The organism is Bacillus sp. FSL W8-0640 (assembly GCF_038007725.1).
GTDB lineage: Bacteria > Bacillota > Bacilli > Bacillales > Bacillaceae_G > Bacillus_A > Bacillus_A cereus.
Genome location: NZ_JBBOXT010000002.1, coordinates 134351 through 148565 on the forward strand (window position 1 = coordinate 134351; position 14215 = coordinate 148565).

A 14215-nucleotide genomic window follows, 5' to 3' on the forward strand; every position below is an offset into this window, starting at 1 on the left:
AGGTTACTTTCGTCGTGGAACTGAGAAGCTCCCACTTCAAGCTTTGCTAAGTGGCGAGTAGTTCTCAACCTCAGTTAACGTATCATTTATTATTGTTGTAATTTTTTTTACATTGTTATTTATAAAGAAATGATTTCCTTCCAAATTATAAATCTTAAAATTTCCACAAGTATGCTTCTTCCAACCAATTATGCCTTTTAGACTAATTAAATCTTCTATTCCGTTTAATACAGTAATATCGCATGTGATTTTGTCCGTTTTTTCTTTATATTCATATGTTTCAACTATTTTAAAATCATGTTTTAGTAAAGGAATGAAAAATTCGAACAATTCTTCGTTACGAATTAATTCTTCTGGTGTTCCCCCTAATTCTATAACTCTATTTTTAAACTCGTTATTTGGTAAATTATAAGTTATCTCCTTCTTTTCCCTTTCACTCGGTGCTTTGTATCCAGAAAAAAAGATATGCTTGGGTTTCTTGAATCCCATTCCTATTATTTTATAGTATAATTCATACGCTAATAGGCTCCCCATACTATGTCCATAAATTGCATAATCTTCCTCACATATTTTGTCCCGAATATTATCAAAGATGTCATCTACCGCTTCTTCTAAGCTATTATAAAATGGTTCATTGAATCTTTTCCCTCTTCCTTTTAACAGTACTGGACATAGATTTATAGATGGGGTTAGATAATCACCCCATTTATAATATAACGCTTCGGATCCTCCTGCATAAGGCAAACAAAATAACATCATTAAAATGCACCTCTATCTGATAAAAGTTTGTAAAAATCATTAATAATAATATCTTGGTTAATCACTGTTATATTACTAGAAATTTCTTCATTTAATGAACATACAGCCATTTTGTATTCTAACTCTATATCAAAAATCGCCATTGAATAAGAATTACTCTTTTCTCTATTATCGAAAAGTATATGAACAGCTTTGTGACTATCTATATTAATAGAAAATGATTTTAGTGACATTGATAATCCGCTTCCATAGCATTTAATATAACTCTCTTTCAGTGTCCATACCTCATAAAACTTCCTCAATTGATGATTAACATCACCTTTTTGTATATAAGCATATTCACTATCACAGAAAAAACTTTTTGCTATTTCTTCATATTCAATATGTTTTATTTGTTCAATATCAATTCCAATAGGGTTATTACTAATTGCACATACTACAAATTCTCCCGAATGTGAAATGTTAAAGTAATAATTCGGATACCCCTTTAAATAAGGTTTTCCATAATTATTTTTCCCCCATACTATTCTTTCATTACCGATTTTAAGCTTTTTATTTGTTAGAGTCCTTACTAGTAATTCACCAATCAAGGTTCTAATTTTATCTTTTTTATTAATAAATTTTTTTATCCTATATCTTTTCTCTTCATCTATCCACGAACAAATTTTTTCTAATTTCCGATCATTCATATCTTTAATTTTGGTAACAAAAATTTCCATAAAACCCCTCGCAAATCCTAGTTAAATTAATTGATCAACTACAATTATTCGAGCGTTATGCTAGCTGATTTTTCTACTTTCATTAATCGTGGAATGCTAATCATGTAAAAAACTCCTACAAATATTAAACATCCGCCAACTATCCAAAAAAGAGTTTCAACTGCAAGAATACCTGGGTAAAATCCAGCAATAAAAAGTAAGGTTAGTGACTGTGAGAGCATCATCAAAGGATTAATACACCCGTGTACTCTTCCCATCATTTTTGGATTTACTATTTTCGGAATCCAACCTCCAATAGCTACATTAATCATCGGAAGTGCTAGGGCAACTATGCCCGTACAAATAACATACAGCCAAACTGTATTGACTAATGAGCTCAATATAGTCGCTCCTCCTCCAATAAACAAAGCTAAAATTAGTAAATGATAAAGCTTTATTTTTTGAGAAAGTATAGATGCTATAACACTACCAAGTAAAATCCCGATACCAAAGACTATACTTAATATAATTGAAACTTCTTCATAGTTTCTTGGGGCTAGTTTGTATTTTAAAATAAATACCTGCATCACTGAGAGCCCTCCATTTAAAATTCCGAAAACTATAAATCCGGAGATAAGTGTAAGTAACAAGTTGTGGTTCAAAATATAACGTATTCCCTTCACAAAATCCTTCATTACAATTGAAATGTTCAAATCCTTGATATTATGTTTTCCGTTTGGCATACGAATTTCTTCTGACATTCTACAAGATTTTATAAGAAGAGCACTAATAAAAAAACTAATTGCATCAATTAAGATTGCACCATAAATACCGATTACCCAATAACAATAAATCCCGATACCACTACCAAAAAGCATAAACAAACTTGTAACCATCTGATTCAAACCAACTGCAGTAGCATAATCATCTCTTGTTAAAACACCCTGTACAAGGGATGATTGCGCGGGTGTAAAAAAGCTCTTTACCATACTTCTTAAAAATAACAGCGCAAATGCTACTGGCATCCAGTTTAGAAAAAGAGACCACAATAATAAAAGCGATAATATAGAACAGATCCAATCACAATTTTGAGCTATTTTTTGTCGATCAATCCTATCAGTAACTACACCAACAAGAAAAAATACTACTAATGTGGGCAAAGACAACATCAACTCCGTAATAGTAGCATATGCAGGTTGGTGCGAAAAACGATTTAAAAAATAAAACATAAGTGCAGTTAAACCAATTGTACTACCCATTTGTGAAGTAAAAGATGCAAAAAATAGCCTCGAGTAATTCCCATTTTGAAATATAACTAAAATTTTCTTCATAAGGACTCCCCATTTAATTTGACTTAATTCTAATTATTCAGAATTTAACACCTTTGCTATGTTTGAAACGTAGAATATCTAAATCCCTAACGTTCATCGCAGTTACTTTGGTTAGAGCCTAACACACTGCTTTAAGATATAATTTGCCATTAGGATTTCTATCGCGGATTACACGTCCAAATGTACACTACCACTCATTAAATTGTATATTTTTTCATTCTGATATTCATAATCCAAACATAACTATCCAAAAGCATCCTCCTTTTGATATGCAGTTTATTTTCTCTAACTTTCCACGCTACATTCTAATACTACCTTATATTGTAATCAAAATAATAAACGAATTATTTTCTCAAGTTGTCAAAATCACTAATAAATATGATTTATTAGTGATTTTGACAACTTGATTTCTCCTCTAAAAAACGTAATATTACTGTAAATTGTTTTCCAAAAAATATTTATGTATATCCACAATTATTACAAAAAGGAATGAACACCAATGTTATCCTATCCCTTATAACTGTTTTAACTTAAGTATGAAATTCATTTTTGAAGCGAAAATGATATGGGGTATGTCTATGAGGTTTAATCTTCCAAAAAAATTGTAATGAGTAAATTCTTACCAAGAAAACGTTATTCGTATTTATGATACATATATAAACCATATTTTTAATCAGTCATTCTAGGACAATTGAAGTGGCAAGTTTAAGCCACTTCAATTGTCCTAGAAATGTTGCATCTTTATCTAACATCAAATTAACACTATAAGCAAAAAGCTACTTATAATTCAGATGTTTTTCCTTAAAAATTTTTTGATTTATCTTTTGCAGGTAAAATGTAGTTTTCCCCTTTTTCATATATAGAAAGTATTCTTTTCAAGAAAGTAACTTTTGGTACTAACCAATAAGCAATTATCGCTGAAACAATCCCTAATATAGCACCTGTTATAACATCGAAAGGATAATGAACTCCTACCCAAATACGAGAAATGGCTACACAGAATGCAAGTGTAATCCATAACCAACCAATCTTTTTATGAACAAGCCAAAATGAAAAACAAATTGAAAAGAATAAAATTGTATGGTCACTTGGAAATGAATTATCAACAGCATGCTCTACCAATTTATTAACATTGGGTAACTCTGCAAATGGTTGATAATTTGAATGAAACTTCCCTGCTATTTTCCCGATAACCTCAGCAATCACAAAAGCAATCATCGCTTGAACAATCATCATTCGATTTTGGTTAGATCGAGTAAACCAATACACTACAATAATTAAAGCTAAGAAATATACCATATATTCTGCCACGAACGTCATAGTAGAATTGAGAAATGGGTACTGTTTACCTAAATCGTTAACGGCTCGAAAAGCATCAATATTGAACTGAGAAAAAGACATTTTCAAACTCCTCCTTACCATATATATAAATCAAACGCTAATTAAAATTTTTTAATCTACTTTTTGTTACTACCTAATAGTTTTAGATGGTCCCATTTTATTTTTCTTAATGAATATCTACCTTTTTAAAATATGAAATCAATAATACTAATCCAATAATAGATGTTCCGAATATACCTATATAGGAGTACTCGGGAGGATAAGTGGGCTGAAGCGTATTTCTTGAGATATCACCTGCTGCTGCCCATGGAAACAATCCTCTATGTTCTGAATTTGCTGTCATTAAATTAATCATAGTTATTACAACTGTAAATACAATGGTCGGTACGTAATTCTTAAGTACAATTGTTAAAAGTATGATTGGTGTTGATAAAATAAAAAGCAATAATCCACCTATCAAAAACTGTACAAAAGATTCCCTTATTAAGGATGAACTTAGTCCATCAAATTGAAATATTATCCCTAATAATAATGTTAATCCCCATGCTACAAAAGTTAACATCATAATCCACGAAAATAGAAGTAGGAATTTACTTATAAGAAAATTCATACGTGATACAGGTATAGTTAATAAATTCTTTAATGTATCTTCTGTATATTCCCGAATAAATAGGTAGGCGGTTACTACCCCATATAGTGGTACTCCTATTATTAGAACAGTATATAAATTTACTTCACCAAACAATTGACTAAATACAATAGTAGGAGTAGGATGTTTAGTTTTTAAGCTTACAAATGATGCTACTACTACCATAAAAGGTACTACCGATGCACCGAGAATACTAATTAAGAACATATGGGATCGTTTTAGTTTTAATAATTCTGTATATAACAGATTAACCAATTGTTCCACCTCCAACTAATTTTGTGAAGTAATCTTCTAATCTGTCTTCACTCATCAAGATTTTCAAAACCTGAATATCATTTTGTACAAATATTTTATTAATATCTCCTTGTTGCCCAAGTTTAGAATACACGCGAATAATCCCCTCATTATGAACTTCATAATCAAAAATACCAAAGTTTTTCTCTAAGATTTTTGTAGCTTTATTGTCATTCGATACTTGAAACTCAATATATTTGCGATTCTTTTTTCTAAGGCTGTTAAATTCGATTTCCTCTAAGAGCTTACCTTCATGAATGATCCCCATATGATCTACTAACTGTTCTATTTCCGATAAAATGTGGCTGGATATTAATAAAGTAATTTTTCTTTCTTTAGCCAAATTTTGTATCAATCTTCTAATTTCCTTAATTCCTATTGGATCCAAACCATTAGTAGGCTCATCTAATATTAATAATTCTGGGTAATGAAGAAGAGATCTAGCAATCCCTAATCTTTGCTTCATCCCTAAAGAATATTTACCCACAAGCTTTTTAGTTTCATGTTGCAATCCCACGATTTCTAACGCTTCATCAATTGCATTTTTTTTGTGTATCCCAATAATTTTCGCATTAATTAGTAGATTTTCCCGTGCTGTAAGATTCTCATAAAATCCAGGAACTTCAACAATAGACCCAATTCTTTTAAGGATTTCTTTTTGATTTTTTAATAAATCTTCTCCAAATATTTCAATCTTTCCATGGGTGGGCTTTATCAATCCTAATAACATTCTAATTGTAGTCGTCTTCCCTGCACCATTTCGACCTAAAAAGCCGTAAATTTCTCCTTGATTTACGGTTATATTAAGATTATCCACTGATTTCTGATTGCCATAAATCTTTGTTAAATTTGTAGTCTTTATTATTGCGCTCATGTAAGAACACCAACTTTCTTGTATGCTTATGTTTTTAGTATAGAAAGCAAATTTTAAACCGGGCTTAACTATTTCTTAACTATTTCTTAATTATGAAATTAACTATTCATCATTAACTCCATCTTGCTCCCTTGTACAATAAAGATAACCTCACTCTCCTTTGACTTTGATATAAGTCTCATCTAGATGCCAAGTATAGTGTGTAAATTTGTTTTTCTTTTTCCAAATCTGATTAACATCAGGGTATGTTACAATTACTTGACCTTTATGTAATAAGTATTCAAACACTACTATTTCTCTTTCTTGCTGTTTAGTACCAACGAAAGTAATGGCTAGCTTTACAAAACCTTTTTTCTTTTTCAGTAAACTTAGTCTCAACAGTTACTTCTTTACCATCAATTAATAATTGAGGGTAATTAGTATACAATTGATAAAAAGAAAATAGAAAAAAGAAGGCGTGAAACTCAAAATTTAATGGATAAACTATTTGAATATTAATTCTTCAAACGAGAAGAGCCCTCCAAATAGGACGGCCCTTCTTTATTTCACATACAAATAGGCTTGCTTACAGTAGTTTTTTTGTATAGGACTTTTTCTTAACACATATACTATTTTTGAACCTGTTTACCAATAAGCGTCCTGTTGGTATCTTGAATTCCTCCTAAAAGGGCGGCAGTTACGACTGCATGTCCTTTTTATTTATATTGGTGGCTTTTATCTACCAATATAGATACAGACTAACAAATGCAATATTACATATTATTCTCTTTCCAGATGATGTTAGAATTTCTTATGTTGTTTATTCCATAGTAGAGTTATGGTTTCTTATCTAATTCATCAATATGTGAGTGAGCTTTTTACCAACAAGAAAAGACACTCGAAAGATGTCTTTTTTTCAGAGTGTGGGAAATCTTAAAGGGTTCCCCACACTCTGAAAAATTGACCTATAATCCTAAAATTTCTACAATCTGAAGAGCTTTAGCATTCTCAATATAATAGTGCATCTCTAAACCTCTTCTATCTGCACGGAGTACGATTCCTTTTAATTTTGCTAAATGTTGTGAAACAGTGGACTGTGGAAGTCCTAATATTTCCGTTAACTGTGTAACATTACACATTTTATAATGCATTAATTCACCTATGATTTTTAATCGAACCGTATGCGACATTACCTTTAATACATCTACATCTTCTTCACGGATTTTAGCTAGATCACTATTAGATATTACTGTTAACATTTCGCATTCTCCTTTATCATTAATTTCTATTCTCCTATTATCCTTATAAGTAACACTTATAGATAATTACTATTTATCCTGTTGAGAAAATATATTCTTTTTTTAATACAAAAAGGACATCTATCCTGAAAACATTTTTTCTGCTTCAATGAATGGATGTCCTCTAATTTTTAGCTAGAATATTTTTTGTTAATTTTATTAATGTTTATGAAATTATTCTTTTACATAACTTTGAATAAGGCTTAATAAGCTTCATTAAGCAATTGTCTCCTTCTTTAAAGACAATTTTAAATTCGATATTTAACTTTTTATATTGTAACACGTATAAGAAATCTCTGTTCATCCCACCTTTTACAGATTTTCCGAACGAGAAAGCCCACTACGGTGTGATAGCCCCCACTTTAGGGGTGGGATGAGAGTGAGGTCAAATACGATGTACAAATAAAAAAAACGAAGGTACGTTCCGTACATCAAGAATTTGAAATGGTATCATTTTCATAATAGACAAGTAAAAGTCTCTAAAATAACCTTGTTCTCTGAAAACAGAATACATAGGAGGTTGGAGTAACAAATTCTTCTACTCCGTAAAATGTATTGAGTCGTCAAGCACAAGACGCTAAAACACATTTGAGAACTCACAATCTGACTCGTTTGGTAATAAAATGAGTGCCGTATCTGCTATATGCACTGGATACGGAGTGGTGATGGCACACCGCAATCTTGCACGTCAGCGATACTAGAAATAGAATTCGCCTTTAGTAGCAAGAATCCCACTGACGTTAGTCAGCTTGTGGCTTTATACGCGGGAGTGTCAAAACATATATTATTTCTCAACATAACTAAATAGAATTAAAATACTAATAATGGTAATATAAAGGTGCCTTCAGTTGTTAACTGTCATTCCTTTTTGAAAAGCCCTGTCTTTCATAACAGGGCTTTTACATTTTCTCAACTACAAATAGCTTCATAAATAAAACAATAATAAATCTAAAACTCCAATAAGCTTTAAAATTTCACATACTATTTTACATTTCAACGTCCTTTTCTAACGAATTCAAAATTTGTCAGGCATACAGCTAACAATCAATGTTGTTTTTTATTCGTATATTAAATTCTTTGTAAATCCTCAATTTCATTTCACATCAGTATAAAGGTGAAATGAAATTGGAATAAAGAAAAAAACCTTGCATTCCTACAAAATTGCAAGGTTTTCCGCTAAGTTCCAGTGCAGCCTTTCTATTAACCACCAGTGTTTCCATGTGAGTATTGCGTCACTTCTTGTGTTACTATTGAAGTTTCTTTTTGAATATTTGCACTCGCTAAACTAAAAACGAAAACGGTAGAGATTCCTGCCAATAAATATATTAATTTTTTCATTTTAACCCCACCCTTTCTTTATTCACACTATTTGCCTTTGAACTTAAGTAAAAGTATCTAGATGCTTTCATATGATTATCTTCATCATAATATTTTATGGCTAATTTTTCATTATATTCTTGAATATATTCATATAAATTTTCCTTTGTATAATAATCATTCCCAGATACTATAAGTTTTTCTAACTCTTCTCCTGAAATATCTAGATGTATGCCTTTTAAGATTTGGAAATGATGCTGATATTCTATATTTTTTAAATCATTACTAATTTCCAATCCTGTTTCAAATACATTTAATGCTTTATCTTTTTCCCCCACTTTTGCAAGTTCACAAGCCAAAATTAAAAGTGCTCTATAATTGTTAGGAGACTCGGCAATTACTTCAGATATATGACGGATTGCTAATTCTGATAAATTTTGATTGCTGTATAGAAACCCTAAATTATGACGACCGATAAGACTAGCATGCTTATCTTCATTTTTCTTAAATATATCCAAAGCAGAAACTAAACGCTCTTCAGCTAATTCATATTCTTTTAAATGAATACAAAGTAATCCATAAAGATTATTACAGTATCCTATATTTAATTCATAATCGTTATGCTTACTAAAGATCTCTTTAGCCTTATCTACTTGTTGTAGAGCTAAAACATATTGTTGGTTATGACAGTAAAATGTAGCTATTTTATAATAGAATTCTGCATGTTCTAATTCATCTGGAATATGCTGCAGTTTCACTTCAGCTTCTTCATAGTGTTTTTTCGCCAACTTATACTCTCCAGTTATCGCCAAATACATAGCCTTAAAAAAATGATAGTAATAGGACAATAAATTATCCGGTGACTGTTCAAGTCCTTCAATTTTATCAAAGCTACCTTTGCCAATATTTAAATGGCCTATTAAATATTCAAACCTAAATTCTAATAAGGCATAATATAAAGCTAAATCTGGATTCTTATCTATGTTTTGCATATATAAATCAATTTCAGCTTTTAATTCACGAGATTTCTCGATATTTCTTTTACGAATTTCATGATACCAACTATTTAACTTCTGTGTAACTTTATCGTTTTCTTGTAGTTGAATATTCATTTTGTCTCCCCCTTTATCCTTAGTATAGATAAGTTTTATTCTCATGTTACCACATTTCATATATTAAGAATATTGAGAAACATTTTACAAGATCAGTTTTGCTAGTATATGGTGCTATAACGTTTCGATATAAGATTATACGTTGATACTTTCAAATTTAATTCAACCTTATTATTTTCTATTTAAGCTTTATTCCATTTTACTAATAAACATTCTTTCACTCTTTTATCCATAATCTTTATAGACTTAAAACACTAACAATCTGACATGCTTTGGAATTCACAATATGATAGTACATCTTTAATCCTTTTCTTTCTGAACTCAGAATCTTTCCACGCATTTTAGATAAATGTTGAGAAACAGTAGATTGAGGTACATTTAATAACTCTGTTAACTGTGTTACATTACAAATTTTGTGACGTTCTAATTCTTTCCATCCCTTGTCCGAAGCCGATTCATCTCCCACCTACTCACTTCGCGTTCCTTGAGGAAGAAGTCTTCTTGGCCAAAATGAAAAAATTGAGTAATTACCCGTTATCCTTTATTTTATATATACTGTTCTTTAGCTTAGGCTTCTTGTGTAAACGTACTTTAGCCCCATTAATATCTAAATCAATCTTTTCTTCCTCTAAATCCCCCATTTTCTGCTTATGTTCCTTTTCTATTCTTTCTTTTTCTTCTTTTCTCTTAGTCGCTTTAGGACCAATTACGAATAGAATTAAGAAAATACTAACCATTACAATAAACGTAGTCACTAGTACCCATCCCCCCTTACCAAAGCCTCATACAACAAAAAGCTTTTTAACTTATTAGATTTAAATTAGAAACCGAAAGGAGAAAAAGTACTAATATATTTAGAAGAAATAATATAAATGTTACCTTCGCTATTCCTCTTTCTCCTTATATAAACCAAAATTATAAATGTCGCAGTAAGGCCGGTACTAACAATGTCGTTACAAATATAAAAATGGAACTATATCTCAAACTTGAACTCCATTTTCCATATTTGGGATGTTCAAATTTCTTATAAAGCATACCTAATGCTAAAGATATCAAAAACATTAATACAGCTGTTCCTAAAATTATAGAAGTAATTAAGCCCACCATATTACTCATAAAGGTTTGAAAATCAAAAGAACGTGTCGTCAACATTAACACTGGTAGAATCCTTATTAAAAGTATGAGAATAAATGAACCTACTCCAAAATATATAGATCTTTTTTTCCACTTTATATGTTTAAACCATAACGAAGCCCCAAAAACTAATAATGATATTAAAATTACTACAGAAAGTATAAGGAAAATAACATCAAAGAATGCAGGCACACTCGCATGAACTGCCCCATCTATTTTGTCTCCCCCATCTTTTATTACATCACTGCTGCCATTAAACAAAGAACTAAACCAGTCTATAATCCAATCAGTCATCCACGAAATATCGAATGGTAAATCTTCGTTTTTTGTTTGCGCAGGAGCAGCTGAGTTATATACCTCCAAATTATTCTCCCCCTTAATTGAAATTAAGTTCTTTAATTTAAGTATATAAACTTACCTAACCAAAACTAAGAAAATATCAAATCCTATCTTAATTTTATTAGATTGAAATTCTCCTTCTTCTAATGTGTGCAGGACGATAATCCGACGATAACAGTAAGAAGGATTTTCCTTTCTGAGCATAAACAGAAAAAAGAGCACCCTATTACTAAAAATAGGAGTGCTCGTATTTATTTTCGTCTATTCCTTTTCTGGCCAAATTTTCGCGTTTGGTTCTAATAACCACTTGTGGTCTTCCTCCATGATACGATCATTCCATGGGTTATTCTCAAGATGTCGAATCATCCAACAAAAATACATTGCATATCCAGGCGCAGTTGCTTGTGGGTGGTCTAGTTCACCTGGAATTGTAATAAAACTATTATGTACAACGCGATAAGCATTCTCACCTACCATTGCACATCCAAATCCCTGCGGTTTATTAAAACGATAATAATATACCTCCGGTTGATCATGATGATGCGGTGGATAACTGGACCATCTCCCTGGATAAGAAATAACTTCTCCTACAACCATGTTAGAATATGCTGCATTATTATAATCAAAAATTGTCCGAATAACACGCTGCGCTGTTCCCTCCCATACTCCTTCTCCAGCTACAACACTTTGACACTCATTTGGAGTATACAACTTGGACGCAAATTCTTGGTCATTATCTGTTTTTTGGACAAGCACTTCACTATCTGAAAGAGCAGTAATTGTAACCTTCACATTTTTAGCCACATGTAAACACCAAGGGTTTTCTTCAAAAACAGACTGCCTTTGAATAACTTGTTCCATTCCATCCCACTCTAAACGTATTGCCCCTTCTAGTAAAAGTACTGCCGTTTCGTTCTTATTATCAAATAGCAACTCTTCTTTTCCATTAGACATCTTATATATGCCTATATCCATTAACATATCACTGCATTGACCGTTCATTTCTGTTAATACATTATACCCCTCATTTAATTCACCTAATTTTCCTAACATGGCTTTCTCCTCCTTTTAATTAATGGCTTCTCTAGCATTCTCCACTTTTGTCAGCTAACTAAATTCCGAGTTTCCTCTAACTATTAATCAAGAAAGTTTTTCTGATTATGCTTTGTTTTCACTTCCGAATATTCGTATATGATTTTTAACGTTTTCGTATGCAGCCTCAATTACATCTTGATGATACGTAAAGTAATCTGAATACGGAGTATTTAGGGCAGCAGTGTTAACCGCAGTAATTACATGCTGAAATGTCGCTGTTGCTACATTAATTTTTCGAACACCATGTTGAATACATTGCTTGAAATCCTCTGGGCTAATGCCAGACCCACCATGTAATACTAAAGGAATATCGACTATCCCATTAATCTCCTGCAAGCGGTCTAATCGTAAATCAGGGTCTCCATTGTACATCCCGTGCGCATTTCCAATCGCAACAGCTAACGCATCAACATCTGTTTCTTCTGCAAATCTTTTTGCTTCTTTAGTACTTGTCAGCATCATTTCAATATCTTCTGATCCGTCCTCACTACCACCTACTCTGCCAATCTCAGCCTCTACTGTCGCTCCGTACGGTTTCGCAAGCTCCACAACTTCTTTTGTCCTTTGGATATTCTCTTCTAACGGATAGTGAGAGCCATCAAACATAACCGAACAAAAACCAATTTCTAATGTCTCTTTAATTTTTTCAAACGTCATACCGTGATCAAAGTGAACTGCTACTGGAACAGTTGCTTTTTTCGCTGCAGCTACCATCAAAGGACCAATCATATGAATGGGCGAATGATTCAAACGAACTTCCGCAATTTGTAGAATGAGCGGGGAACGTAACTCTTCAGCTGCTTGAATAGCTCCCATTACCATTTCCATATTAGCGACACTAAAAGCTCCAACCCCATAATTCTCTTGATTTGCTTTAATTAAAATATCTTTCATTTGAACTAATGGCATTACATACTCCCCTATTTCAATATTATTTATTAAATGTAAAACCAACCGTCACGTCTTTTTACCCCTTTTGTAAGAAGACATGTTGATTACCATACCATTTACTTAGGGATAATCTTAAAATACTTAAATTACAAACCTGCTTTTTCTTGTATAAATTTTCGAGCTTTTAATGCGTATTCAAAAGGATTTGCTAAAGCTGGGTCTTGCTCTGCTTCTACCACAAACCATCCTTTATACTCAGAGTTCGCAAGGGTATTAAACACTTCATCAAATACAATTACACCATCTCCAGGAACTGTAAATGCACCATTCTTCACTGCCTGTAAGAAGCTTAAATTGTTTTCCTTTACAGCATCAACTACATCTTGGCGAATATCTTTTAGATGTACATGTTTAATACGAGGTAAATATTTTTTCAAAATATAAAGCGGCTCTTCTCCTGAAAAAACAAGATGACCTGTATCAAAAAGTAGGGATACAAGCTCTGGATTCGTCATATCCATTAACTTTTCAATTTCTGCCGTTGTTTGAACACCCGTACCCATATGGTGATGGTATACAATATGCAGCCCCTTTTCCTGAGCTAATTTACCGAGGTGATGTAACCCATCCGCTAGCTTTTCCCACTCTTCTTCTGTAAAAACAGGCTTATTTTTAAATAGTGGTACATCCATTAAACCTTGAATACTATGCCCTTGCTCTGAAACAACGATGACTTTTGCACCCATGTCATGCAAGAAATCCCTATGCTTAATAAATTCTTCTACCGTCTCTTCAATCGGCTTCGTTGTTAAAAACGTACTAAACCATGCACTAGCAATCTCCAAGTTTCGTAATTCCAAAGATTTTTTTAATACAACTGTATTTCTCGGGTATTTATTCCCTACTTCACTTCCATTAAATCCAGCTAGTGCCATCTCACTAATACATTGTTCAAACGTATTTTCTGCTCCTAGCTCCGGCATATCATCATTTGTCCAAGCAATTGGTGCAATTCCAAGCTTAATTGTATTTTCTTTGAACATCCCCTTGTCTCTCCTCTTTACAAAATGTGATAGAAACTTGCCAACTTCTCTTATCTGATTG

At 32.1% G+C, this 14215-nt stretch carries 15 protein-coding genes and 2 pseudogenes; all 17 read right to left on the bottom strand.

Annotated elements, in window-relative coordinates:
- Nucleotides 1-36: 36 nt before the first annotated feature.
- Nucleotides 37-759 (bottom strand): thioesterase II family protein, encoded by a 723-nt coding sequence (locus N2V80_RS27820; protein WP_000979067.1) that lies wholly within the window; start codon nucleotides 757-759, stop codon nucleotides 37-39.
- Nucleotides 759-1478 carry a 4'-phosphopantetheinyl transferase family protein gene (locus tag N2V80_RS27825; protein ID WP_000402330.1) on the bottom strand — a complete coding sequence of 240 codons (720 nt, stop codon included), beginning with the start codon at nucleotides 1476-1478 and terminating at the stop codon, nucleotides 759-761. Before N2V80_RS27825 ends, N2V80_RS27820 begins: the two co-directional genes overlap by 1 nt.
- A gap of 44 nt (nucleotides 1479-1522) precedes the next feature.
- Entirely contained in the window at nucleotides 1523-2788 is a 1266-nt protein-coding gene (locus N2V80_RS27830; protein ID WP_000722986.1) for an MFS transporter, read from the bottom strand.
- Between the two features lie 801 nt (nucleotides 2789-3589).
- Complete coding sequence (locus tag N2V80_RS27835; protein ID WP_000010573.1) at nucleotides 3590-4189, bottom strand: undecaprenyl-diphosphatase; 600 nt, start codon at nucleotides 4187-4189, stop codon at nucleotides 3590-3592.
- Nucleotides 4190-4295: 106 nt separating this feature from the next.
- The gene (locus tag N2V80_RS27840) at nucleotides 4296-5033 is read right to left on the bottom strand and encodes an ABC transporter permease (protein WP_000247702.1); all 738 of its coding nucleotides are present in this window, start codon (nucleotides 5031-5033) and stop codon (nucleotides 4296-4298) included.
- Complete coding sequence (locus N2V80_RS27845) at nucleotides 5026-5946, bottom strand: ABC transporter ATP-binding protein (protein WP_001273092.1); 921 nt, start codon at nucleotides 5944-5946, stop codon at nucleotides 5026-5028. The genes N2V80_RS27840 and N2V80_RS27845 overlap by 8 nt, the downstream gene beginning before the upstream one ends.
- Before the next feature lie 153 nt (nucleotides 5947-6099).
- Nucleotides 6100-6183 (bottom strand): annotated as a pseudogene (locus N2V80_RS27850) (IS6 family transposase); the annotation flags it as partial.
- Nucleotides 6172-6352, bottom strand: a pseudogene (locus N2V80_RS27855) (VaFE repeat-containing surface-anchored protein); the annotation flags it as partial. The pseudogenes N2V80_RS27855 and N2V80_RS27850, both read right to left, overlap by 12 nt.
- 538 nt (nucleotides 6353-6890) lie before the next feature.
- A complete protein-coding gene (locus N2V80_RS27860) occupies nucleotides 6891-7184 on the bottom strand; it encodes an ArsR/SmtB family transcription factor (RefSeq protein WP_061655360.1) in 294 nt (97 codons plus the stop codon).
- 1239 nt (nucleotides 7185-8423) lie between these two features.
- A complete protein-coding gene (locus tag N2V80_RS27865) occupies nucleotides 8424-8561 on the bottom strand; it encodes a hypothetical protein (protein WP_170925766.1) in 138 nt (45 codons plus the stop codon).
- A complete protein-coding gene (locus N2V80_RS27870) occupies nucleotides 8558-9652 on the bottom strand; it encodes a response regulator aspartate phosphatase (RefSeq protein ID WP_061655359.1) in 1095 nt (364 codons plus the stop codon). The genes N2V80_RS27865 and N2V80_RS27870 overlap by 4 nt, the downstream gene beginning before the upstream one ends.
- A 238-nt stretch (nucleotides 9653-9890) precedes the next feature.
- Nucleotides 9891-10118: an ArsR family transcriptional regulator gene (locus tag N2V80_RS27875; protein ID WP_061655358.1), complete on the bottom strand. Its 228-nt coding sequence runs from the start codon at nucleotides 10116-10118 to the stop codon at nucleotides 9891-9893.
- Nucleotides 10119-10179: 61 nt separating this feature from the next.
- A complete protein-coding gene (locus N2V80_RS27880; RefSeq protein WP_061655357.1) occupies nucleotides 10180-10407 on the bottom strand; it encodes a hypothetical protein in 228 nt (75 codons plus the stop codon).
- A 160-nt stretch (nucleotides 10408-10567) separates the two neighbouring features.
- Nucleotides 10568-11167, bottom strand: a complete 600-nt coding sequence (locus N2V80_RS27885; protein WP_172793969.1) for a hypothetical protein — start codon at nucleotides 11165-11167, stop codon at nucleotides 10568-10570.
- 219 nt (nucleotides 11168-11386) lie between these two features.
- Nucleotides 11387-12178 (bottom strand): 5-deoxy-glucuronate isomerase, encoded by a 792-nt coding sequence (locus N2V80_RS27890; RefSeq protein WP_061655355.1) that lies wholly within the window; start codon nucleotides 12176-12178, stop codon nucleotides 11387-11389.
- Between the two features lie 105 nt (nucleotides 12179-12283).
- Nucleotides 12284-13129: a class II fructose-bisphosphate aldolase gene (locus N2V80_RS27895; RefSeq protein WP_061655354.1), complete on the bottom strand. Its 846-nt coding sequence runs from the start codon at nucleotides 13127-13129 to the stop codon at nucleotides 12284-12286.
- A 128-nt stretch (nucleotides 13130-13257) separates the two neighbouring features.
- Nucleotides 13258-14154 carry a myo-inosose-2 dehydratase gene (gene iolE / locus N2V80_RS27900; RefSeq protein ID WP_061655353.1) on the bottom strand — a complete coding sequence of 299 codons (897 nt, stop codon included), beginning with the start codon at nucleotides 14152-14154 and terminating at the stop codon, nucleotides 13258-13260.
- Between the last annotated feature and the right edge of the window lie 61 nt (nucleotides 14155-14215).

What these genes read in the sequence shown, in the direction of transcription:
- N2V80_RS27820 (WP_000979067.1), bottom strand. Translation starts at nt 759, where the DNA reads ATGATGTTATTTTGTTTGCCTTATGCAGGAGGATCCGAAGCGTTATAT.
- N2V80_RS27825 (WP_000402330.1), bottom strand. Translation starts at nt 1,478, where the DNA reads ATGGAAATTTTTGTTACCAAAATTAAAGATATGAATGATCGGAAATTA.
- N2V80_RS27830 (WP_000722986.1), bottom strand. Translation starts at nt 2,788, where the DNA reads ATGAAGAAAATTTTAGTTATATTTCAAAATGGGAATTACTCGAGGCTA.
- N2V80_RS27835 (WP_000010573.1), bottom strand. Translation starts at nt 4,189, where the DNA reads ATGTCTTTTTCTCAGTTCAATATTGATGCTTTTCGAGCCGTTAACGAT.
- N2V80_RS27845 (WP_001273092.1), bottom strand. Translation starts at nt 5,946, where the DNA reads ATGAGCGCAATAATAAAGACTACAAATTTAACAAAGATTTATGGCAAT.
- N2V80_RS27860 (WP_061655360.1), bottom strand. Translation starts at nt 7,184, where the DNA reads ATGTTAACAGTAATATCTAATAGTGATCTAGCTAAAATCCGTGAAGAA.
- N2V80_RS27865 (WP_170925766.1), bottom strand. Translation starts at nt 8,561, where the DNA reads ATGAAAAAATTAATATATTTATTGGCAGGAATCTCTACCGTTTTCGTT.
- N2V80_RS27870 (WP_061655359.1), bottom strand. Translation starts at nt 9,652, where the DNA reads ATGAATATTCAACTACAAGAAAACGATAAAGTTACACAGAAGTTAAAT.
- N2V80_RS27890 (WP_061655355.1), bottom strand. Translation starts at nt 12,178, where the DNA reads ATGTTAGGAAAATTAGGTGAATTAAATGAGGGGTATAATGTATTAACA.
- N2V80_RS27895 (WP_061655354.1), bottom strand. Translation starts at nt 13,129, where the DNA reads ATGCCATTAGTTCAAATGAAAGATATTTTAATTAAAGCAAATCAAGAG.
- iolE (WP_061655353.1), bottom strand. Translation starts at nt 14,154, where the DNA reads ATGTTCAAAGAAAATACAATTAAGCTTGGAATTGCACCAATTGCTTGG.